At 59.7% G+C, this 21,359-nt stretch carries 18 protein-coding genes; 11 read left to right on the forward strand and 7 right to left on the reverse strand.

Annotated features, from left to right (window positions below; translation table 11 throughout):
* Positions 1 to 22: 22 nt before the first annotated feature.
* Entirely contained in the window at positions 23 to 1,765 is a 1,743-nt protein-coding gene (polX, locus tag ROSERS_RS00375) for a DNA polymerase/3'-5' exonuclease PolX (protein WP_011954877.1), read from the reverse strand.
* 462 nt (positions 1,766 to 2,227) lie between these two features.
* Between polX and greA the strand changes: the two genes are divergently transcribed.
* The 10 genes from greA to ROSERS_RS00425 all read left to right on the forward strand — a co-directional run bounded on the left by greA (position 2,228) and on the right by ROSERS_RS00425 (position 9,818).
* Positions 2,228 to 2,701, forward strand: a complete 474-nt coding sequence (greA, locus tag ROSERS_RS00380) for a transcription elongation factor GreA (protein WP_011954878.1) — start codon at positions 2,228 to 2,230, stop codon at positions 2,699 to 2,701.
* Between the two features lie 167 nt (positions 2,702 to 2,868).
* Complete coding sequence (gene lysS, locus ROSERS_RS00385; RefSeq protein ID WP_011954879.1) at positions 2,869 to 4,338, forward strand: lysine--tRNA ligase; 1,470 nt, start codon at positions 2,869 to 2,871, stop codon at positions 4,336 to 4,338.
* A gap of 67 nt (positions 4,339 to 4,405) precedes the next feature.
* Positions 4,406 to 4,621 (forward strand): hypothetical protein, encoded by a 216-nt coding sequence (locus ROSERS_RS00390; protein ID WP_041334490.1) that lies wholly within the window; start codon positions 4,406 to 4,408, stop codon positions 4,619 to 4,621.
* 207 nt (positions 4,622 to 4,828) lie between these two features.
* A complete protein-coding gene (locus ROSERS_RS00395; RefSeq protein WP_011954881.1) occupies positions 4,829 to 5,212 on the forward strand; it encodes a type II toxin-antitoxin system death-on-curing family toxin in 384 nt (127 codons plus the stop codon).
* A gap of 25 nt (positions 5,213 to 5,237) precedes the next feature.
* Positions 5,238 to 6,176 carry an NAD-dependent epimerase/dehydratase family protein gene (locus tag ROSERS_RS00400; RefSeq protein WP_011954882.1) on the forward strand — a complete coding sequence of 313 codons (939 nt, stop codon included), beginning with the start codon at positions 5,238 to 5,240 and terminating at the stop codon, positions 6,174 to 6,176.
* Positions 6,177 to 6,406: 230 nt separating this feature from the next.
* Positions 6,407 to 7,702, forward strand: coding sequence for a lysophospholipid acyltransferase family protein (locus tag ROSERS_RS00405; protein WP_011954883.1), 1,296 nt, complete (start codon positions 6,407 to 6,409; stop codon positions 7,700 to 7,702).
* Between the two features lie 427 nt (positions 7,703 to 8,129).
* Complete coding sequence (locus ROSERS_RS00410) at positions 8,130 to 8,465, forward strand: nucleotidyltransferase domain-containing protein (RefSeq protein ID WP_011954884.1); 336 nt, start codon at positions 8,130 to 8,132, stop codon at positions 8,463 to 8,465.
* A complete protein-coding gene (locus ROSERS_RS00415) occupies positions 8,452 to 8,775 on the forward strand; it encodes a HEPN domain-containing protein (RefSeq protein ID WP_011954885.1) in 324 nt (107 codons plus the stop codon). The genes ROSERS_RS00410 and ROSERS_RS00415 overlap by 14 nt, the downstream gene beginning before the upstream one ends.
* 346 nt (positions 8,776 to 9,121) lie before the next feature.
* Positions 9,122 to 9,511: a HEPN domain-containing protein gene (locus tag ROSERS_RS00420; protein ID WP_011954886.1), complete on the forward strand. Its 390-nt coding sequence runs from the start codon at positions 9,122 to 9,124 to the stop codon at positions 9,509 to 9,511.
* A complete protein-coding gene (locus ROSERS_RS00425; protein WP_083763237.1) occupies positions 9,459 to 9,818 on the forward strand; it encodes a nucleotidyltransferase family protein in 360 nt (119 codons plus the stop codon). Before ROSERS_RS00420 ends, ROSERS_RS00425 begins: the two co-directional genes overlap by 53 nt.
* A 21-nt stretch (positions 9,819 to 9,839) precedes the next feature.
* Here ROSERS_RS00425 and ROSERS_RS00430 read toward each other — a convergent pair whose 3' ends face one another.
* The 5 genes from ROSERS_RS00430 to dnaE form a co-directional block, all read right to left on the reverse strand.
* On the reverse strand, positions 9,840 to 10,178 hold the full coding sequence (locus tag ROSERS_RS00430) for a hypothetical protein (protein WP_011954888.1): 339 nt from the start codon (positions 10,176 to 10,178) through the stop codon (positions 9,840 to 9,842).
* 5 nt (positions 10,179 to 10,183) lie between these two features.
* Positions 10,184 to 11,530, reverse strand: a complete 1,347-nt coding sequence (locus ROSERS_RS00435; RefSeq protein WP_011954889.1) for an NAD(P)/FAD-dependent oxidoreductase — start codon at positions 11,528 to 11,530, stop codon at positions 10,184 to 10,186.
* Positions 11,527 to 12,513, reverse strand: coding sequence for a lysylphosphatidylglycerol synthase transmembrane domain-containing protein (locus tag ROSERS_RS00440; RefSeq protein WP_041334498.1), 987 nt, complete (start codon positions 12,511 to 12,513; stop codon positions 11,527 to 11,529). Before ROSERS_RS00440 ends, ROSERS_RS00435 begins: the two co-directional genes overlap by 4 nt.
* A gap of 790 nt (positions 12,514 to 13,303) precedes the next feature.
* Positions 13,304 to 13,942: an RNA polymerase sigma factor gene (locus ROSERS_RS00445; protein WP_011954891.1), complete on the reverse strand. Its 639-nt coding sequence runs from the start codon at positions 13,940 to 13,942 to the stop codon at positions 13,304 to 13,306.
* 373 nt (positions 13,943 to 14,315) lie between these two features.
* Positions 14,316 to 18,155 carry a DNA polymerase III subunit alpha gene (dnaE, locus tag ROSERS_RS00450; protein WP_011954892.1) on the reverse strand — a complete coding sequence of 1,280 codons (3,840 nt, stop codon included), beginning with the start codon at positions 18,153 to 18,155 and terminating at the stop codon, positions 14,316 to 14,318.
* Between the two features lie 388 nt (positions 18,156 to 18,543).
* Between dnaE and ROSERS_RS00455 the strand changes: the two genes are divergently transcribed.
* Positions 18,544 to 19,497: an STAS domain-containing protein gene (locus ROSERS_RS00455; RefSeq protein WP_011954893.1), complete on the forward strand. Its 954-nt coding sequence runs from the start codon at positions 18,544 to 18,546 to the stop codon at positions 19,495 to 19,497.
* Between the two features lie 16 nt (positions 19,498 to 19,513).
* Here the strand turns inward: ROSERS_RS00455 and ROSERS_RS00460 are convergent, their stop codons facing one another.
* Positions 19,514 to 21,328, reverse strand: coding sequence for a peptide ABC transporter substrate-binding protein (locus ROSERS_RS00460; protein WP_011954894.1), 1,815 nt, complete (start codon positions 21,326 to 21,328; stop codon positions 19,514 to 19,516).
* Positions 21,329 to 21,359: the final 31 nt, after the last annotated feature.

Below are 21,359 nucleotides of genomic sequence, written 5' to 3' on the forward strand. Positions count from 1 at the left end.
CTCTCGATAAACAGAACAACGCTCAATGTCGGCGCAACCACTCCTGAAGCGCCTCGAAACTCCAGGTGTTCGCTACCTGCGCAGCGCCCGCCCAACCCCGCCGTGCGGTGATGACCCCGAACCGGATCCAGTCCAGATTGTCGGGATGGTGCGCATCACTGTTGATCGCAATGGTCGCACCCAGTTCCAGCGCGCGCCGGACCGCCGGACCCTCCAGGTCGAGGCGGGTTGGTCCACTGTTCACTTCGAGCAGCACCCCATGTTCGGCTGCTGCACGCGCCAGGGCATCGATATCGACCGGCGCTCCCTCGCGCGATCCGAGCATCCGCCCCACCGGATGACCGATTATATCGACGTGCGGATTGCGCACCGCGCGCAGCAAGCGTTCGGTGGCGGCTTCAGGCGACTGGCGCAACTGGATGTGCGCCGACGCCACAACGATATCGAGTTCTGCCAGCACATCGTCGGGAAGCGCCAGAGATCCTTCGGGCGTCATATCGACTTCGACGCCGCACAGAATGCGAAATGGAATGCCTTGCGCGGCATACGCCGCATTCAGCGCTGCGATCTCCCGGCGTTGCGCGCGCAACCGTTCCGCATCCAATCCGTGGGTCAGCCCGATATATGCGCTGTGGTCGGTTATAGCGATGTGGGAATAGCCACGGGCGCGCGCCGCTTCCGCCATGGTACGAATATCGGCGCGTCCATCGCTCCAGGTGCTGTGCATGTGGAGATCGGCGCGAATATCGCTCAGTTCGACCAGGCGCGGCAGCGCACCGGCGCGCGCCGCCTCGAACTCTCCCTCGTCCTCGCGCAGTTCCGGCGGAATCCAGGGAAGATCGACGGCGGCATACACCTCTTCTTCAGTAGCGCAGGTCAACACGGTTCCATCGGCGCGGCGGAATCCATGCTCGCTGAAACTCGAGCCACGCGCCAGCGCCAGTTCACGAAAGCGGATATTATGCGCCTTGCTGCCGGTGAAGTGTTGCAACGCTGATCCCCACAGCGCCGGGGGCACAGCGATCAGATCCGCCTGTGTGCCGTTATGGAGCAGAATGCTGGCTTTTTCGTCACCCGCCGACTCGACCCGCGCCACGAGTGGCAGCGTTGTAAAGGCACGGACGACAGCAGGAGCATCATCGGCGGCTACCAGGATGTCGAGATCACCGACGGTCGGGCGTCCACGACGCAAACTTCCAGCGTATGTCGCCTGGCGCAGTGTGGGGGCAGCGGTGCGCAGCGCCAGGATCAACTCCTCAGCGGTTTCGAGCGCGTGCGCCAGCAGCATCCGTCGCTCCTGTCGCTCCGCAACACTGATACCCTGGAGAATGCCTTCGATCATCTTTGCGCCGAAACCCTTGAGCGTCGCCAGGCGTCCTTCCTCAGCAGCACGTTTCAGTTCCGCCAGGCTGGTAATCCCAAGTTCGCGGTAGAGACGCCCGGCAGTACGCGGACCGACGCCGGGGACGCGCAGCAACTCGCGCACACCGGGCGGCGCCTTCTCCTGAAGGCGGTTGTAGTACTGCAACTCACCTGTGTCGAGCAACTCGCTGATCTTCCCGGCAATCGCCTTGCCGACTCCGGGAATTGCCTCCAGTTCACCGCGGTCGCGGTATGTCGCCAGTGGCGCTGGCAGATCGCGGATGGCGTCGCTGGCGCGACGATACGCCTGAACGCGGAACCGATCCTCGTCCAGGATCTCCATCAGGTCAGCAATAGCGCTGAACATCTCAGCGACTTCGTGGTTCGTCAGGCGCGACATCATACGGTTTCCGGGTTTCAGGCTGCATTATAGCATGCCAGGTTCATCACGCCGCGCAGCGTTCCCGCATGTTCTGCCCGCGATCAAAAGATTGAACAGGCTTTACAAACGGTGTGCAATCGCATATAATACAAATCGCCAACGTTATGCAATAGATAACGTTGGGTTGGGGCAAACCCGACAGGCAGGCTGAGAGCATGCTCTCAGTCGTTTCATTTACGCACACGATGCGACGGGTGACCACACACCCTGGTATCTCCCCCACCAGGAGAACGGGCGACGAGGCGACCGGACGCGCATGTGCGTCGGGTTGGTGGCGTCATTCTCTTGAGTGTCGCAGCCAGGCGTGTGTGGAGACGCAACCGTTCGGGTTATGCCCCGTAGTATCGGGTATGCCGCTCCACGACGGCGGCGGAAGCCGCAACGCAAGCGGACAGAGCAGGAAATCGGAAGAAGGCACGAACGATGAGCGACAAACCAGCATACCTCACCCGTGATGGGCGCGCCAGGCTCGAAGCCGAGTTGGAAGAGCTTGTCACCAAGGGCCGCAAAGAGATTGCCGAGCGTATCAACGCCGCAAAAGAACTTGGCGACATCTCCGAAAGCGGCGAATACGAGGATGCCAAAAACCAGCAGGCTCATCTCGAAGGTCGTATCCGCGAGATCAAGAGCATTCTCGCCCGTGCTCAGATAATCGACGAAGAGAACGGCGACAATCACGAGGTTCGCATTGGTTCGCGCGTCACAGTACGTATCGACGGCGAAGACGGCGAAGAAACCTGGACGATTGTCGGCAGCACTGAAGCCAAACCGAGCGAAGGCAAGATATCGAATGAGTCGCCGATCGGTTCGGCGCTCCTCGGCAAACGCCCGCGTCAGAAAGTAACGGTAGAGACCCCTTCTGGCACCATGAAACTTACCATCGTCGATATCCAGTAGTTCGACGTTGTTCAATTTTATGCACCGACCGCGCGTGGATGTCACCCGGAAGCGGTGATATCCACGCGCATTTTGCCAGGACGGATTCTTTGTTCTATGTCAGTCGCAGGCAGGGGACAGCACTTACCCTGTTTGCGTTTTAACCATAATCGCGTATCATAGGCGCTATGGAACTCAACGAACTTCAACAACAGCGCCTGGCAAAACTGGAACGCTTGCGCGCAGCCGGCATCGACCCGTATCCGCCGCGTACCCGGCGCACCCATACGATTGGCTTCGTGCTTGCCAGTTTCGACCAGTTGATGGAACGCGGAGAACAGGTCACCGTCGCCGGGAGAATTGTGGGCGCCCGTCGGATTCTGGGCAAACTGGCATTTGCCCACATCGAAGACGAGTCGGGCCGCATCCAGATCTGGCTCAGTCGCGGCGACATCGGCGACGAATGGTTCGACCGGTTTCGCGATGACCTCGATACGTTCGACATTGTCGAAGCCACGGGAACGTTGCGCCGCACGCAACGCGGCGAGCCTTCGGTGTTCGTCGAGCGCCTGGGGGTGCTGGCAAAATCGCTCAACCCGCCGCCGGAAAAGTGGCATGGTCTTTCGGACATCGAAGAGCGTCATCGTCAACGCTACCTCGACCTGATCGTCAACCCTGAAGTGCGCGACGTGTTTCGCACACGCGCGAAGATCGTCAGCACAATGCGGCGCTTCCTTGACGAACGCGGCTTTCTTGAGGTGGAGACGCCAACCCTGCAACCGATCTACGGCGGCGCTTCGGCCCGCCCGTTCATCACGCACCATAACCAGTTGAAGCAGGATCTCTATCTGCGCATCGCCGTCGAACTCTACCTGAAGCGCCTGATCGTCGGCGGCTTTGAGCGCGTCTATGAGATCAGCAAGGTTTTTCGCAACGAAGGGGTTGATCGTACCCACAACCCTGAGTTCACGATGATGGAATGTTACCAGGCGTATGCCGATTACAACGATATGATGCGCCTGGTCGAAGACCTGTACCGGACCCTGGCGCTGGAAGTCGCTGGCAGCACAACCATTGTCTTTCAGGGACACACTATCGATTTCGGTCCTGCGTGGCAGCGTGTTTCGATCCCGACGGCGATTGCCGCGCGCACCGGCATCGACATTCTCGAACTCACCGAACTCGAACCGTTGCAACGAGCGATCCGCGCAGTCGGGCTGAAGGTCGATCTCAAACCCAGTTGGGGCAAACAGGTTGACGAGATCTTTAGCGTTTATGTGCAACCAGAATTGATCCAGCCAACGTTCGTTATCGATCATCCGGTGGCGCTGTCGCCGCTGGCGAAACGTCGTCCCGATCAACCGCTGCTGGTGGAACGCTTCGAGCCAATCGTGGCTGGCATGGAAGTCGGCAATGCGTTTACCGAATTGAACGATCCGCTCGACCAGGAGCAGCGTTTTCTGGAACAGGGGCGCGCGTATGATGCTGGCGACGATGAAGCGCAACAGATGGACATTGACTTCCTCAATGCGCTGATGTATGGTATGCCGCCAACCGGCGGGTTAGGCATCGGTATCGACCGGACGGTGATGCTGTTCACCGATCAACCGAGCATCCGCGAAGTCATCCTGTTCCCGCACATGCGTCCGCGTGATTGAAGGATGACCGGCGCTGTACGGCGGGCAGAAGAAAGTTGTGCACACTATGGGAAACGGGGAGGAAGCATTGCCACGATCGTTTACTATCGAACGTGAGAACCTGCCGGAAACGGTCCAGGGATGGCTGCGCGCTGTCGGACTCGGCGATGAGGAACTGGTTGAACTGATCTTCACCGAGAATGAGGTGCTGCTGCGTCGCCCAATGAGTCCGCAGTTGCGCGAATGGGCGCGTGGTGTGAGCGATCGGTACGATAAAATGTTCCGTGAACTGGCAGGACTGTGAGGGACATCCAGAACTAAGAACCAAGAACTAAGAACCAAGAACTGAGAACCGGGAGCCAAGAACTAAGAACCAAGAACTGAGAACCGGGAACCGGGAACTGAGGACTGGGAACCGAAGAACTGGGAACCGGGAGCCAGGAACCGGGAACCGGGGATCGGGCGCCTGCAGGTGTTGGGAGATATTTCTACGGGCAGTACGTGTGGAGTGATGCACTATCTGACGAAAGACGACGTGCTGGACTTGCATACATATGCGGTCTTACGATATGGCGGGCGCCTGGGGATCGCCAGTCACGACCGGTTGATGTCGGTGGTGACGGCGCCGCGCCAGGTGCTCTTCGAGGCGGAGTTGTACCCTGATCTGCCGAGTAAAGCCGCAGCGCTGATGTTCCTGATGATCAAAAGCCGCCCCTTTGTCAGCGCCAATGAAGCGACGGCGCTGCTCTGCATGCTGCGTTTCCTGACCCTCAACAATGCATCGCTGCGTCACGACGTGGCTGAGGCGGAACTGCTCTGGCTGGTGCGCTCCGTTTCCAATTCCGATCTTGATCGCAGCGGAGTTGAGCACTGGTTGCGTCAGCGCCTGGCATAACCGGCATAGCCTGGCAGAGGTGAGCATGACAACAGTGCTGGTCACCGGCGTTGGCAGTGTGTTGGGGAGCCTGGTTGCCGGTATTCTGGCATCACAACCCCATATGCGTGTTGTTGGCGTCGGGCGTGTTGCCCCTGAGTATACACCCACCGATGTCGAGGTGCGCGTGTGCGATATGAGCGGCGAAACGCTGCTCACGATGATGCGCGCCGCGCGGGTGGATGTCGTGGTGCATCTTGACATCGCCGGTGAGGAGGAGGCGCCTCCCTACGAGATCACGGGTCGCGGCAATGTGTATCGCGCCATCGAGGTGCTGGGAGCATGTCACGCCGCAGGAGTGCCGCGCGTTGTGATGCGCAGCAGCTTGCTGGTGTACGGTGCGCGCCCCGATGCACCCGTCTTCATCCCCGAATCTGCGCCGCTGTCGAGCGGCGCACCGGCTGGCTTGCTCCAGGATTATATCGAGATCGAGCGGTTGGTCGGCGATTTCAAGGTGCGCCATCCCGATATGCGCATTGTTATGATTCGCTGCGCACCTGTCGCCGGCAACGGCGTCCGCTCACCTGTCGTGCAGTTCCTCAGTCGCCGCCCCGCGCCGGTGCTGGCGGGTTTCGACCCCCGGATCCAGGTGCTGCATATCCACGATGCAGCAGTGGCGCTGGCGCTGGCGACACTGAACGATCAGGTGGAAGGCGCGTTCAATATCGCAGCGCATCCTCCCCTGATCCTGTCGCAGGCGATTCTTCTCGCTGGCGGGCAACCGCTGCCGTTGCCCGCGTTCGCGTTTCAGGCAGCATCATTTCTGGCGCCGATCCGTTCGCTGATCGGCGCACTGCCGTTCCCGGTTGAGTACTTGAACTACGCATGCGTGGGTGACATCCGCCGTGCTGCGTGCGAACTCCACTGGGCGCCGCAACACCAACCCGATGAAACACTGCGCGAAATCGCTGCGGTCACCGCGTGATCCGCCCGGACCCTTCGCGTATCGAAGAGAGTACATCGATGGCAGAACCACACGATGATAGTTCACCCGACGCCGACTCGTCGGCAGAGCGCTCCCGGAGACGCAGAGCGCCTTCTTCCGGCGAACCGAAACCCCCGAAGAGCAGAAAACGAACCGCTTCGGTCAGAAAGCGCGAATCAACGGACGAGCATCCCGAAATAACCGCACGAATAATCTCACAGGAGGCGGATATGTCAGAATCGCCAGAAGCACATACAGGTGATCTTCCCATCAATGGCGTTCAGGCTGCCGACAACGTTCAGGAGACAAGCGCCGTTCCCGTTGTTGAAGATCAGCCCGCTGGCCAGAACCAGGTCGATGCGCCGGTCGAAACTGCCGACGACGCTGCGCCTGCGCCGGAGGAAGAGATCAGCGTCGCCTCAACCGCCGAACCGGTCGCGCCGATTGATGCAGTCGAAACCCTGCGCGCTGAAACCGCTGCCGCCGTTCAGGAACTCGAAGTCGAAATCCGCAATCAGACCGAAGGATCAGTGGAAACCCGCGACCTGGCTGCCGACCTGTTGCGTCTGATCCGCGAGAACCTGGAACGCCTGCGTCCGCCTGCGCTCGACAATGTCGTGACCGCGTTGCGCCAGAATGTGTTCAACAGCGACTACCTCGACCCGGACTTCTGGCGTGGTATTGCGATGGTGTTGCAGTACCAGGTCACCGAACTGACGGCGCTGATCCAGCGTCGATTGCGTGGCGAGTTCGCCGTCGATGCGTATGGCATGGACTCCGAACTGATCGAACTGGTGCGTCCGGTCGCGGGGTTCCTCTACCGTTCCTGGTGGCGGGTCACCAGCGAGGGTCTCGATGGCGTGCCCGAGGAGGGCGCGGCGCTCCTGCTGGCGAACCATTCCGGCGTGCTGCCGTGGGATAGCGCGATGATTGCGACTGCCGTGCTCGAAGATCATCCGTCGCAGCGGTTGGTGCGTTCGCTCCACGATCCCTGGATGACGAACGTACCGGGACTCGCACCGGCGCTTGCGGCGTTCGGTCAGGCGCCAGCGCTGCCGGAAAATGCCGTGCGCCTGCTGGAGGATGGGCATCTGGTCTGTGCATTTCCCGAAGGTGCGCAGGGCGCCGGAAAACTCTTCTGGAATCGCTACCGGCTGACCGGTTTCGATGCGCGTGAGTATATCCGGGCAGCATTGCGCGTTGGCGCGCCGATCATTCCGGTCGCGGTCATTGGCGCAGAAGAGATCTACCCGATGCTCATCAACGTCCGCCCGGTGGCTCAACTGTTGAACCTGCCCTACTTCCCGTTGACGCCGCTCTTCCCGTGGTTTGGGTTGCTGGGCATTGCACCGCTGCCGAGCAAATGGTCGATCATTTTCGATACGCCGATTGACCCATCCGCCTATGGACCGGAGGCTGCCGACGATCCGACAACTATTGCGCAGATCAACGATCTCGTTCAGCGCCGCATTCAGGCGCTGCTCGACGAGCGCACCGCCGCGCGTCGGTCGATCTTTTTCGGGTGACCTTCTTCCTCTGTGAGGAGCGTGGGCAGAGCGCCCGCATACGCACTCGCTGCGCGCGATCCCGGCAGTCTTTTCTGCACGTTGCTGCAGCGAAGGGGGCTATCCGCTTGCAGCGCAGCGTGTTGTGTGCACTGCACGACACGCTGCGCCGGGAGTTTCGTGTGAACGAGGTATGCGGGTCTCGCTTCAACGACCAAAACGGTGTACAATGATGTGGAACGCGGGAGTTCATGTCAGTATCTTTGAGTCCACTGCAAGAAGGGTACATTACTGCAGAGGCGCAGCGCTCACAGAGGAAATTCTATTGTCTGGCTCAGACGTTTGCTTCGCTGCGCATCGAACTACGTTGCGTTTTTGGCGTTCTCTGGGCGCTCAGCGTCTCAGCGGTGCGTTTTTGCAGTGAAGTCATCTTTGCAATGGTTGTGCAATGTATTCGGTCAAAGAGATTCAGGATACGCTTCAAAAGATTGTCCAGTCGCTCATCGAGGCCTACCGGCCTCAACAAATCGTGCTGTTCGGCTCCCTGGCGTGTGGGGCGCCGGATGAAGACAGCGACATTGATCTGCTGATTATCAAAGAAACCGACGAGTCACCTCTGGCGCGCCGTGTCCGCGTGCGCCAGTTGGTTGCGGATCCAGAGCGGCGAGTGCCCTTCTCGCCGCTTGTGCTGACCCCTGAGGAACTGGCTCACCGACTGACACTGGGAGATCCCTTTTATCTGGAAATCATGCGGCGGGGAAAGGTGCTCTATGCAGGCAACTGAGTCCGCCCTGCCATCAGATTGGTTCGCCCAGGGTGACCTGGACCTTCAAGCTGCAGAGATTCTGCTGACCCAAGATGGGCCTCTTCCTGTTGTTGCCTTTCACCTCCAGCAAGCGGCAGAGAAGTATCTCAAGGGCTTTCTACTCTCTGCTGGTTGGAAACTGCGTCGCATTCACGACCTGGAAGTCCTGATCCTGGAAGCCACGGCTCGCGATTATGATTTTGCTTCTTTCCTGGCGCCGTGTCAACGAATCACGGAGTACTACATCGAAACCCGGTATCCTATCGGTATCCATACATCGTTTCAGTAAGACGTTCTTGAGGCCGATTTGAATATCGTCCACACGTTGTGTACACTGATTCGCCGCAAGGTATCGTCTGCCCAATCGGCAGAATGATCTCTCGCACCTCTGTGCCCACAGTAATGCCCAACCATTCCTGCCCCTCGTTCGCGTCATCAGCGTTCGTATTTGCAGTGCAGTGTTGCATCTGGTGCATCGGTTGGGATGATCCCTCTATCCCGCATGCCCGGCGCCGTCTGGCTGCCCGTCCTGATGTTGGATTACCTGTTGACGCAAAGCCCTGAACCAGGTATCCGGGTCTCGCTTCAACGACCAAAACGGTGTACAATGATGCGAAACTCAGAGAGGTGATGCGATGAGTCGTTACGCCGACTGGTTTGCGCAGGCGCTCCGTGATCTGGAAAAGGCGCACCTCGATCTTCAGCACGAATACTGGGAGTGGGCATGCTTTACAGCACAGCAAGCCGCAGAAAAAGCAGTAAAGGCGCTCTTGATGTCGCGCGGCATGGATGCGTGGGGGCACGCAATAACCCCAATGCTACGCGCATTAAAGGACCTCGATGTGCCGCTGCACCTGATCGAATACGCTCAACTGCTCGATGTTTTGTACATTCCCACTCGCTACCCAAATGGATTTTCCGTCGGTAAACCTGCGGACTATTTCAGCGCGACCAAAGCGCAAGAGGCGCTCGATGCAGCAACCGCCATCATCCAGTACTGTCAGGATCATCTCCCTCGATCGTGAGGCGTTGCTGGCGCGGTTACGCGCTATTGCGGCGCAGATCCGTCGGGAGCGCGATGTGGAAGATATCCGCGTTTTTGGCTCGCTTGCGCGTGGCGATGCAACCGGAACAAGCGATGTGGATGTGCTGATTATCGTGCGGCATTCCGCTGAACCGGACATGGTACGACGGATTCTTTCCTTCCTGCCTTATTTTGATCTCGATCGCGGAACCGACCTGCTGGTCTATACCCGGGCAGAACTGGAACAGCAACTTGCAGCGCAGAACCCCTTCCTGCACCGCATCTGGCGCGAGAGTCTGCCGCTCTGATACCGGCATCCAGAACGCGCATCACTCGATCCGCCGCGAGCGAATGATCAACGCCACCTGCGCCACGAGTCCGGCGAGCGCCAGTCCGTAGCAGATCGACACAACGAGTTGCGCCGGCACAGGGGGAAGGCGCAACAGAACACCGGCGCCGGACACCAGGAACCCTGCGCCCATCGCTCCCAGCGAACCCTGCGCCAGGCGCTCCTGGATGCGCGCAATGCGGCGCAGGCGCGGATCGCGGAACGTCTCGTCCCACGGTCGTCCACCGAGGCGCAGGCGAAGCCGGGGCATCAAAACCGCCAGCACGATCATCAAAGCGCCGCCAGCGGCTGTAATCCATGCTGTGGTTGCGTCTGCCATGCCGTTCACTGCGTGCGCAGCGCCACACCGCCGCCGCGCAACCGGATCATCCCGGCGTACCGGTGGCATTCCGCTGCCACACGACGCCCCAACTCGACTGCATAATTCGTCCCGCGATCCCAGGGGTACACCTGACTCATGCTTGCCCAGAACAGGCCGCGGAGCGGCGTCGCCAGTGGAGGGATGTTCCGCGCATGGTTGACCGGAACGATCGGTTGTGCGTAGGGTTCGCGGTGGAGCCAGTATCCCCGCACCCACGACGGATCGAAGTGCGGGTTGACCCGCGCCAGCGCCGGGAGAAATCGTTGCAATAGTTCTTCGGCGGTCAGGCGGAAATACTCGTGATGAGGGTCAAGATAATCGCCGCAGTAGATCAGATGATCGCCGCCGTAGTGCGATGGTTCGATGAAATTCGTGTGTTCGACCAGCGCCAGGAAGGGGAACTCACGTTTGGGTGGCATCAACCAGTATGTTCCATCGGTCAGCAACTGTTGCCGCAGCGCGATCGTCAGCACCACCGCCCCCATCGAGCGCAGCGTGCGCAAATTGCTGAGATACGCAGCGGGCAGGTGTGGCGCCAGACGCGCCAGCAACGTTGGTGAACCGGTGACAATCACCGCATCGACGTCCTCTGCCGCACCGGACAGAGCGCCGCCAGCAGTCACCTGCCAGACGTCATCGTCGAGCGGCGTGAGCGCCGCCACCGGCGCATCGAGATGCACCACCGCCCCAAGCCGGCGCACCTGTTCGAGCAGCGCATCACAGAACGCCTGGAACCCCCCGACGAAGTAGCCAAGACGGAAACTGCGCGCCTTGAGACGCGCCCACAGCCATGCCATGTTGACGTCATCGGCATGCGGACCGAACTTGCCCTCCAGCAGCGGACGCCAGATTTCGCGGTACACACGCGGCCCGCACCAGCGCGACGTCCATTCCGCAGCTGTCACCTTTTCAAGATTCTGCCAGTCGTTGGTGACATACTTCAGGTACGCAGCGACCACTCCAAAACGGAGGCGGTCGATGAACGGCACGGCCGGGAAACGCAGCACCGGCAGCACGCCATCGAGCGCATACGCGCGACCATTCCACCACTGCGCCGTGATCGGTCGGCGGAAGAAGAGACGGTCGGCGAACCCTATCTCCTGCACCAGCGACCTGATGGCAGTATCACTCTCGAACAGGTGATGGTAGAAGCGTTCGAGGGGCCATTCCCAGAGTTCATCGCGGAACCCCGAAGCAAGTCCGCCCGCAACCGACGCTGCTTCATAAACCACGACCGCGTGGCCGCGACGCGCCAGATCGTAGGCGGCGGTCAATCCTGCAACCCCCGCGCCAATAATCGCAACCTTCACTGCACCGCCTCCGTCGCCCTGCCGAAATCGCCCCACCCCAGGTGCTCACTGATCATATACCAGGCGCCAAGCGCAGTGATCGGCAGCCAGAGCGCCACGTGCAACACGACGGTATAACTGGTTGCGATTGCCTGATCGACATTGAACGCCATCAACACAGCAATACCGGGCACATGGAACGTACCGATGTATCCGGGAGTCGAAGGGAGGGTCGTAAACAGATTCACCACTGCCGTCATCAGCATCAGCACCAGGAACGATGTCTCGAACGGAAAGGCATGCATCACGAACCAATACTTACCGGTTTCGGTCAACCAGATAAGCGTTGATGACACAAAGATCAACGCCAGGTCGCGCGGACTGCGCAGCGACTGCAACCCTTCGACAAAGCGGTCGAACAACCCGTGAACAAGAGAACGGAAACGCACCGGCACGAACCGCTCGACTATCCAGGCATACGTCCGGCTCATGCGTTCTGGGCGCGCGGCGATGACCAGAAATGCTGCCAGCGCCGCCAGAAAGACGACACTGAGGACGGTGACCAGCGATGAGTACACTGGAGGTAGAGGGGCGAACGGCAGCGTCACGAAGACGAACAGGAGCATCACCAGACCATCGAAGAGGCGTTCGAGCACCACAGTCGCCAGGGATGCACTGATCGGCACGCGCTCCTTACGCCTCAGGACATACGACCGCAACACCTCGCCTGCGCGCGCCGGATACACATTATTGCCCATATACCCGATAACGACGATGGGGAACAGGCGGGATACAGGAATCGGCGCGAGGTGACGCAGCATGTAGTGCCAGCGCCAGGTGCGCGCCCAGACCGCGAGGAAATACACACCGACGCCAGGCGCAAGCCACCAGTAGTTCGCCTGACGCATAACCTGCCAGAACGTCTGGAAATCGAGACCGCGAAGCGCAATCCAGAGACAAACGGCGCTCACGACGATTCCCAGCCACAACTTCCAATTGCGCACCAAGGGAGCCTCTCCAGAAGCGCGGGTCAGCCGCGCGCAATGTTGCTTGCAGCGATGCCGCGGCACTACACACCCGGCGTCGAAGGGGCATGATACTTCGCGTGCGCAGGTCTGTCAACGGCAGAGAGCTGTACTAGTAGAACCAAAAACTCAGGAAACTGTCAGACCAGGTCTGGGATGCGCTGCACCTCAAACACCATTCGCCTCGAAAACGCTTACGTGGACTGAATCCGACGCTCCATCCTGTTCCACCGTCCATGCCGCCCCGCCGACCTGGACACAATCGGAGTCAAAGCCTTCCTTTCCGCCCGCGAGTGGAGGGTTCGGGGGGATGGCGCGTGATCGCGCAAATCTTCGAGGGACTGCCGTTCTGCCACACACAACGGAAGGGTGCGGCGAACAGACGCTACACCCTCCCGAGAAAGGCACGACGCGAACGGAAGCTACAAGAGCGGAACGTTTCTTCAAAGCCCGTCAGATTCGCAGACAGAGCCGCATACTTTCAATGATCTGCCGGGCTATCGGGCGAATACTGGCTTCCACTTTAGCCGCCAGGCTGGTTGCGTGCAGGACACCAGACTATGCATATATGGGTCCATTGCAAAAAGGCTATTTCACCGCTGAGACGCAGCGTTCGCAGAGGAAGATGCCAGAGCGAGCCACTCCAGCGCACCATGCTTCGCCGCGCATACACTTCGTTTTCGAAGTTCTCTGTGCGCTCGGCGTCTCAGCGGTGCGTTTTTGCAGTGAAGTCATCTATGGTGCAGGTCAGAGAGAGAACCAGTTGCTCTTACGACGCATCTCCTGGTTGGAGACCGCGCGCTGTTAACAGCGCACCGAGTTTCTGCAGCCCCAGGCGCACACGCGTCTTGATCGTTCCGAGCGGTCGATTCAGTTTCGTGGCGATTTCCTGGTGCGACAACCCGCCGAAGTATGCCAGTTCAACTGCCTCGCGTTGCGTATCGGGAAGGTGATCGAGTGCGTCACGGATAACGCGCCGCTGTTCAAACGCCCACGCTGCTTCCGGCACATCAATCTGATCATCGGCGAGTTGCTGGATCACAGGATGATCAACATCCTCATAGACCTGAGTCGGGCGGGCGCGCATGCGGCGCAACTCATCGATGCACAGGTTATGCGCAATGCCGAACAACCACTGCGCCACACGCCCGCGCTCGATGTCAAAACTTGCGCTACGGCGCCAGACGCGCCAGAAAACTTCCTGGACAACCTCTTCTGCGAGTTCGCGATTTTTCAACATACGCAGCGCCATGCGGTAGACCACAGACGAATAGCGGTCGTAAAGCGTCTCGAGCGCGCTGCTGTCTCCCTGTGCGATTGCCGCGATCAGAACATGGTCGTCTGGAGTGTCGGTGCGGGGGATGGCGGCTGTTGTGCGAATGTACTCATCAGAGGATTGGTTGACCATGGAAGAACCTCTTTTCTCTTCCCGTGAGGCTGTTTACCTCGCCCTTGTTTCACGATGATTATATATCGTTCACAACCCTTTGTCAATGTTTTGAACAGATTTTGAAAAGATTTCTCATCCTCCTTTCATCTTTTCCCGAGACAGGGTTCTATAGCATAAGAAAGCCATAAAACAACCTTCCAACCTGAGGAGGTTGTATTTTGGTTGCACAGTTTTGTACTGTGCCTGCACAGGTTTCGGGCAGATCTGGGGAACAATGCCGCCTGTCCGGGCGCAGCGCAGCGCCCCTACCGCGCCCCCGCAGCGCTGATGCGCCCCTCGACGCCGGACGCGCTCGCTTCGCCTGTATGGGCGCAGCGCGGCTACGCCCCTGCTATTCCACCGAAACGCACTCCGGTCCGAGCGTATCGCGCAGCGCGCCGATCAATCCCTCATCGCACGTGATCGTCCGACGCATGCGCAGCAGCACCCGACGATCGGCAGTGTCCAGTTGTATCACAACCTGATCCGAGCCGTCGCGTCCACGCAGCAGATCGTAGATGTGCTGCATCAGGCGGATGTCTGAGTCGTGATCGCCGGTGCGACGAAAACGCAGGCGCATGGTACGTCCCTGCGCAGATCCGCCGTTGGTCTGCGGCGGATGATGGTCGTGCCCGTTCCCGTTCGGCGCTGCAGATGGTCGTGGGCGGGATGTAGCATGCGGTTTGATGATCGAAATAGGGGTGGTTACCGGCGGCGCAGCCGGAGTTGGCGATGGGGATGTAGACCCCACCTCTGCAGAGGGAGACTCTGGCGGTGTCGCCGCTGCGGTTGCAGGAACGGATGGCGCGACAGGGCGCGCCGTTTCATCTGGCGCTGTCGCATATGGAACGATCTCCGGGGGAACAACGCCGTCATCCTCCTCCGCCAGTCCTTCGAGATCCATTTCAGGCGCATCTGGCGGCAGCGCAGCTGCTGACAGGTCGAGGTGCGCCGCCTGTTCGAGCACCAGTTGCACGACGCCATTACGCTCATCGACTTTTGCCTGCACAACGAGCAGCGCGTCCTGACGGAGCAGATCGCGGTATTTTTCGCAGGCTTTGGGAAAGGCGACGAGTTCGACAACATCTTCATGTTCGTCTTCGAGCGCCGCAACCAGCATTGAGTCGCCCTTTTTTGTCGAAATTGCGCGAACGCGCGTCAGCATGCCAGCAAAGGTATGCACCTTGCCCATATATTCCTGCAACCCTTCCGGGTCGCGGAGCGCGGCAAGCGGCACGCGATTGTCGATGGCGGCATCCGCCAGCGCCACTTTACGCGGGTCGCTTGAAAAGACGACGCCAAGCAATTCTTTTTCCCATGCCAGTTGCTCTTTCCGATCATCAGGGGTCTCGTTGATCGTCGGCAGCGGGATCGCACTGATCGAGGCGTCCGTATCGGCGACGATATTGCCGAACATGTCAATCTGTCCAGTTTCACGGTTCTTCTGAGCGCGTGCGCCCGCCTCCAGCGCCGTGTCGAGGATCGCCAGCTTCTGCCGGCGCGTGCCGGGGAGCGGGTCGAGCGCACCGGCTTTGATCAGGCTTTCGAGCACCCGTTTGTTCAAGGCGTGACGGTCCACCCGTTCGCACAGATCGTCCAGCGAGCGGAACGGACCGTTCGCGTCGCGCTCGCGCAGGATCGCCTCGATCGGTCCGGCGCCCACATTCTTGATCGCTGCCAGCCCGAACAGGATGCCGCGCCGGATCTGACCATCGGACGGATCGCGAAATTCGCGGATGGTGAAATCGAGTGCGCTGGCATTAATGTCGGGACCGAGCACCGGAACGCCGCGCTGACGGCATTCATTGACCGCCTTGGCAATATCTTCCGTCACACCGCCGGCGCCCTTCAACACCGCCGCCATGTACTCGACCGGATAGTTCACCTTGAGCCAGGCGGTCTGATAACTGAGCAGACCGTAGAGAGTCGAGTGCGGTCGATTGAACGAGTACCCGGCGAACGGCAGGATCAGGTCCCACAACTGATCCGCCTGCTCCTGGGTCAATCCTTTGCGGAGACACCCCTGTTTGAACTTCACCTCGTTCTCCGCCATCAACTTTTTGTCTTTTTTGCTGATGGCTTTGATGACGATGTACGCCTGACCGAGGGTATAGTCGGCGACCTCCTGGAGCAGGCGCATGATCTGTTCCTGGTAGACGATCACGCCATAGGTGTCTTCGAGGATCGGTTTCAGGATGGGATGGAGGTACTTAATATCCTGCGGGTTATTCTTATTATGAATATAGACCGGGATCTGCTCGAGCGGACCGGGGCGATAGAGGGCGACCATCGCGTACAGGTCTTCGACGCGGGTCGGCTTGAGTTGCATCAGATAGCGTGTCATGCCCGGACTTTCGAGCTGGAACACGTTCGTTGTTTCACCGCGGCTGAGCGCCTCGAACACCTTCGGGTCATCAAGCGGAATATCGGCGAGTTCCATTTTTCTGCCGGTCGTCTGCGCGATATACTCCAGCGCCTCGGCGACGACCGAGAGATTGGTCAATCCGAGCACGTCCATCTTCAGCAGACCCATCTTCTGCAACGTTGGACCCTCGAACGCCGCCATGAGCGCGTTCTCGTCCTTTGTGGTGCGTTGCAGCGGCACAATGTCTTCGAGCGGCGTGCGACTGACGACCACACCGCAGGCATGCGTGCCGACGCTTTTCATGCGCCCTTCGACTTTCTGCGCCCAATCGATCAGCCGCGCCAGGTCCGGGTTCGTCGTGTAGATCTGTTTCAACTCCGGCACCCGTTCAAGCGCCTGCGCAATCGTGGTTCCGACCGGCAGCGCCGGGATGAGTCTGGCAACGCGATCCACCTCATTCAACGGAATCTCCAGGACGCGCCCGATGTCGCGCAGGGCGGCTTTGGCGCCGAGCGTACCGTAGGTGATGATCTGCGCCGTGTTCTCGCGCCCATACTTCGCCGCGATGTACTCCAGCACCTCGTGGCGGCGGCTATCGGCGAAATCGATGTCGATATCCGGCATCTCCAGGCGTTCCGGGCTGAGGAAGCGCTCAAAGAGGAGTTTGTTCTTCACCGGATCGACATCGGTAATGCCCAGGCAGTAGAGGATCAACGATGCGCCCGCCGACCCGCGCGGCAGGCAGGGAATGCCACGCGCCCGCGCAAACTTGACGTAGTCCCAGACAATCAGCATATAGTCGGGGAAGCCGGTTTGGTTAATCACATCGAGCTCATACGCCAGGCGTTTGACGTACTCTTCCGGCGGATGACCATTGAAGCGGCGCATCAATCCTTCCTCGCACACCAGGCGAAGATAGGAGGCGGCATCGTGTCCTTCGGGGATATCAATCGTCGGCAGCTGGACGCGCCCGAACTCCAGGGTCAGGTTGCAGCGCTCGGCAATGCGGCGTGTATTTTCGAGCGGCGTCGTACCGTATTTCTTAAACCGGCGCCACATCTCTTCGCCCGACATGATGTGGTAGGTGGCGTCCATCTGATAGTTCTTCGCACACAACTCCTTGAGGGTCATGTTGTAGCCGAGCGCCAGGATCATCTTGTGGGCTTCGAGGTCTTCCGGACGGACAAAGTGCGTGTCGTTGGTGACCACCAGCGGAATCCCCAGTTCCTTCCCGATACGCACCAGTTCATCGTTGATCTCTTCAAGCTCCGGCGTGTTCTCGTGCAGTTGCAGTTCGAGGAAATAGTTGTCGGGTCCAAGCAGGTCGCGGTACCAGGCGGCGATTTCACGCGCCTGATCCTTTTGCTTTTCGGTCAGTCGCTGGATGACTTCGCCAGCGATGCATGCGGATGTGACGATCAAGCCGTCGTGATACTGCTCCAGCAGTTCCCGGTCAATGCGCGGTCGGGCAAAGACTCCCTTCCCCATGCCATCGAGGTGGGCGCGCGTCGTCAGGCGCACCAGGTTGCGGTAGCCGACCTCGTCCTTCGCCAGCAGGAGCAGATGGTAGTAGTTCTTCGCGCCACGGCTCGTTGCATCGCGGCGCGATCCGGGCGCCATGTACGCTTCCAGCCCGATGATCGGCTTGATGCCCGCTTTTTTTGCGCTGGCATAGAACTCCATGACGCCATACATCACGCCATGGTCGGTCAGGGCGATGCTGTCCATCCCCAATTCGACGGCGCGCGCAGCGATGGCGCTTGTGGCAGCGTAGCCATCGAGCAGACTGTATTCGGAGTGAACATGCAGATGGACAAAATCGTTCATAGGAGTGCTCCGCAAAGCCTGGCGATATACAGATTGAAATGCTTTACACCTGGAATTGACAATTCAATCAAATAATACCCTGCAAAGCAGCATATGCCGATCCCGTTTCGGGCAGGTGTCAGTCAGAGCGCATCAGAATGCGGCGGCTCAACATAACAACAAATGCACAGCCGGTATTGTCGGCGTCAACAGTGCAAGTATAGCACACCCATGCGAGATCGGTGAAGTGGATAACCTGTGGATGTGTAAGAGATTATTGTGGATAGTATCAGGATGCCATGGACGCAGAGAGGTGGTTTCATGATTGCGAAACAGTTGCTTTTTTGCGATACTTAACAAAATAGTGCTATCCGCCCCGCGTCCCTCCTCAACCGAAAGGAAGCGTGGTATGTCTATCACTATCACCCAGCGACAGAGTTTCATCGCCATCTGCGCCCTGATCGGCGCGAGCGCGCTGATCTATGGCGCACTATCGGCGTTTGCTGGCGAATGGTCACGGGTTGTCGTCAGTCTGATCAGTTTGCTGATCACAGTGCTTCTGCTGGCGGCGTATCTGCGCGGTTGGGAGCAGGCGCGGCACGTGCTGGTGATTGTGTTCGTTTTGCTCATCGTTGTTGGCTCGGTCGATGTTGAAACAGTGTACCGACCCAATCTCCTTGTTCCGCCAGCGCTGGCGCTGGTACTGCTCTCCCCGCCCTGGGTGATTGGGGTTGCTATCGCTGGCGTTCTTCTGATGGGGATGCGCACGGGATGGAGCGGACCGTATCTCGACGTGCTCAATCTTATCGTCTACACGGTTGTGGTCGGTCTGATGCTGCTGGCGCGCGCCATTCTGAGCACAACCGCGCGGCAGGCGGAAGAAGCGCGGCGGCAGGCGGAAGAAGCCCGGATGCGGGCAGAGACGCTGGTGGAATCGCTGGCGGAAGCCAATGCTGCGCAGCAGACCCAACTTGAAGAACAGCGTCGCCTGCTCGCACTGGTCGCCACGCTCGAAACACCCGCCATCGCGCTTGCCGATGGCGTCCTGTTCGCGCCGATCGTCGGGCATGTGGACAGTCGGCGCGCGTCGGCGCTGATGCAACGCCTGCTCGAAGCGGCGCACAGCGAGCGTGTACACCACATCATCATCGATATTTCGGGGGTGACAACCGTCGATTCGATGGTTGCGAAAGCGATCGTCGATACAGCGCAGGCGCTGAAACTGCTCGGATGCGACGTGACGTTGAGCGGTATTTCGTCGAAAGTGGCGCTCACTCTGACGCAGCAGGGCATTGCGATCAGCGATGTTGCAACCGTTCGCAGCCCACAGGAGGCGTTGCAACGGATAAGCGCCGGGGGTTGAGCGTGGAAACGAAGGTTTACTTCCGCTTCCACGCCGATACATTCCACGTCACAGGGGCAAGGGCGTCGGGCGAAAGCCCCTCGACGCCGGGGTTTGCCGCGACGATGCTCAACCGCTGAAAGAGGGGCAGCGCTGGCAGTTCCTGTGTCCAGAGTTGCTGCTGACGCAGATATGCTTCTGCGCGCTCGACCGGATCAAGGGTTGTATCGGCGGTTCGCACGGCGCGATCGGCATCGCGGAAGCACCAACCGGCGAAGTTTTCGCCGCGATACCCGTTGCTCTCAGAGGGAACCGCAGCGCAACTCCAGAGTTGCAATCCGCCCGGCTCTGCTCCGGCAATCCATCCAAAGAGCGCCAGATCGAACTGTCGCAGGTAGAGAGGACCGTCGGCATCGAACATCTCTTCGGATGGGGCTTCGTTGATCTCGATTTCGATACCGAGGGCGTGCATATCCTGCTGGAATCGCCGGGCAATCTCGCTGCGCACTGCACTCCCCTGGGTGGTCAGCAATTGCAGCGTCAGTGCGACCCCCTCGGCGGTGGCACGGATGCCATCGCCGTCAGGATCGGCATATCCTGCCTCTTCAAGCAACTGTCGCGCCTGATCGGGATCGTAGGGGTAGCGGGTCAAGTGGTCAGGCGGAGCGGCGAGTTGATCCCCCGGCAGCACCCAACTGTCCAGCACCGGTGTCCGCCCGCCGAACAGCGCATCGGCGATTGCCTGCCGGTTCGTACCGTATGCGATAGCGCGCCGCACACGAATATCCTGAAGGATTGGAACATCCAGGTTGAACACAATATGCTCCCAGATAGGGTTGGGAACGGTCATTACCTGCAAGGTTTGTTCGCTGGCATCGCTGGCGAAACGATCCAGCATTGCCGGCGGAATGCGATCGGCAAATCCCAGGTCAAGATTGCCGTTGAGCAGATTGGCGCGCAACAGTTCAAGATCGGCAAAAGCGCGGATCACCAGGCGTGACGCGGAAGGCGCCGGACCGAAATAATACGGATTGCGCTCGAAGCGCAGTTCGGTGGAAGTTCGCTCGACAAGTGCATAAGGACCGTATCCGACTGGACGTTGCGCGAACTCACTCTCGCGCACCCGCACTGGATCAACGCCCCGAAGCAGATGGCGCGGCAGAGGAGTCCAGTAACTCATGAAATACGCTGGACCAACGTAATCCGGGCGCAGAACGGCGCGCGTCGTATGGTCATCGACCTTCTCGTATGCAACTGTCCGCGCCAGCAACTCGGCGGCGGCATCGCCCGGCGGCGCCGCTTTCGCCAGTTCGTAGGCGAACACCGAATCATCAGCGGTGACGGGTGTGCCGTCAGACCAGCGTAATTGCGGGTTCCAGCGAAAGGTGATGACCAGTTGATCAACCTGGGTAACAACATCGGTCGCTGTCGTGGTTATCGCGCCGGTCGCATCCAGATACACATCGACCTTGCGCAGTTCGGCATCACCATTGTCGAGGGTCGGAATACGCTCGAGGACACCGGTCACGGTGTACCCGTAGTTGTAGGTCAGGATCGGCGCCGGAAACAGCAGTTCGGTAATCGGCGCCGTTGCGCGCTGGGTCGCTGCCGATTGGGGATACGGGTAGATGTCCGGCGGAAGATCGACCATCCCGATCATCCATGTGTCGCTACGCGCCGCCATGCGTTCAGCGATGACCGCGCTGGTGGGGATCGGACCGATCGGCGCTCGTGTTGGTGCGATGGTCGGGGTCGGAACACCGCCTTCAATTGTGCAACCTGCCAGGGCGATGCCTGCAACGGCAAGCAGCACGATCAACCATGCGGCGCTTCTGAGTCGTTGTCGGATCATACGCCCTGGGAGTGTACCAGGGTCGCGCCAA

Origin of the sequence: Roseiflexus sp. RS-1 (assembly GCF_000016665.1) — a bacterium.
Taxonomy (GTDB): Bacteria; Chloroflexota; Chloroflexia; order Chloroflexales; family Roseiflexaceae; genus Roseiflexus.

What these genes read in the sequence shown, in the direction of transcription:
- polX (WP_011954877.1), bottom strand. Translation starts at nt 1,765, where the DNA reads ATGATGTCGCGCCTGACGAACCACGAAGTCGCTGAGATGTTCAGCGCT.
- greA (WP_011954878.1), top strand. Translation starts at nt 2,228, where the DNA reads ATGAGCGACAAACCAGCATACCTCACCCGTGATGGGCGCGCCAGGCTC.
- lysS (WP_011954879.1), top strand. Translation starts at nt 2,869, where the DNA reads ATGGAACTCAACGAACTTCAACAACAGCGCCTGGCAAAACTGGAACGC.
- ROSERS_RS00395 (WP_011954881.1), top strand. Translation starts at nt 4,829, where the DNA reads ATGCACTATCTGACGAAAGACGACGTGCTGGACTTGCATACATATGCG.
- ROSERS_RS00400 (WP_011954882.1), top strand. Translation starts at nt 5,238, where the DNA reads ATGACAACAGTGCTGGTCACCGGCGTTGGCAGTGTGTTGGGGAGCCTG.
- ROSERS_RS00405 (WP_011954883.1), top strand. Translation starts at nt 6,407, where the DNA reads ATGTCAGAATCGCCAGAAGCACATACAGGTGATCTTCCCATCAATGGC.
- ROSERS_RS00410 (WP_011954884.1), top strand. Translation starts at nt 8,130, where the DNA reads ATGTATTCGGTCAAAGAGATTCAGGATACGCTTCAAAAGATTGTCCAG.
- ROSERS_RS00415 (WP_011954885.1), top strand. Translation starts at nt 8,452, where the DNA reads ATGCAGGCAACTGAGTCCGCCCTGCCATCAGATTGGTTCGCCCAGGGT.
- ROSERS_RS00420 (WP_011954886.1), top strand. Translation starts at nt 9,122, where the DNA reads ATGAGTCGTTACGCCGACTGGTTTGCGCAGGCGCTCCGTGATCTGGAA.
- ROSERS_RS00425 (WP_083763237.1), top strand. Translation starts at nt 9,459, where the DNA reads ATGCAGCAACCGCCATCATCCAGTACTGTCAGGATCATCTCCCTCGAT.
- ROSERS_RS00430 (WP_011954888.1), bottom strand. Translation starts at nt 10,178, where the DNA reads ATGGCAGACGCAACCACAGCATGGATTACAGCCGCTGGCGGCGCTTTG.
- ROSERS_RS00445 (WP_011954891.1), bottom strand. Translation starts at nt 13,942, where the DNA reads ATGGTCAACCAATCCTCTGATGAGTACATTCGCACAACAGCCGCCATC.
- dnaE (WP_011954892.1), bottom strand. Translation starts at nt 18,155, where the DNA reads ATGAACGATTTTGTCCATCTGCATGTTCACTCCGAATACAGTCTGCTC.
- ROSERS_RS00455 (WP_011954893.1), top strand. Translation starts at nt 18,544, where the DNA reads ATGTCTATCACTATCACCCAGCGACAGAGTTTCATCGCCATCTGCGCC.
- ROSERS_RS00460 (WP_011954894.1), bottom strand. Translation starts at nt 21,328, where the DNA reads ATGATCCGACAACGACTCAGAAGCGCCGCATGGTTGATCGTGCTGCTT.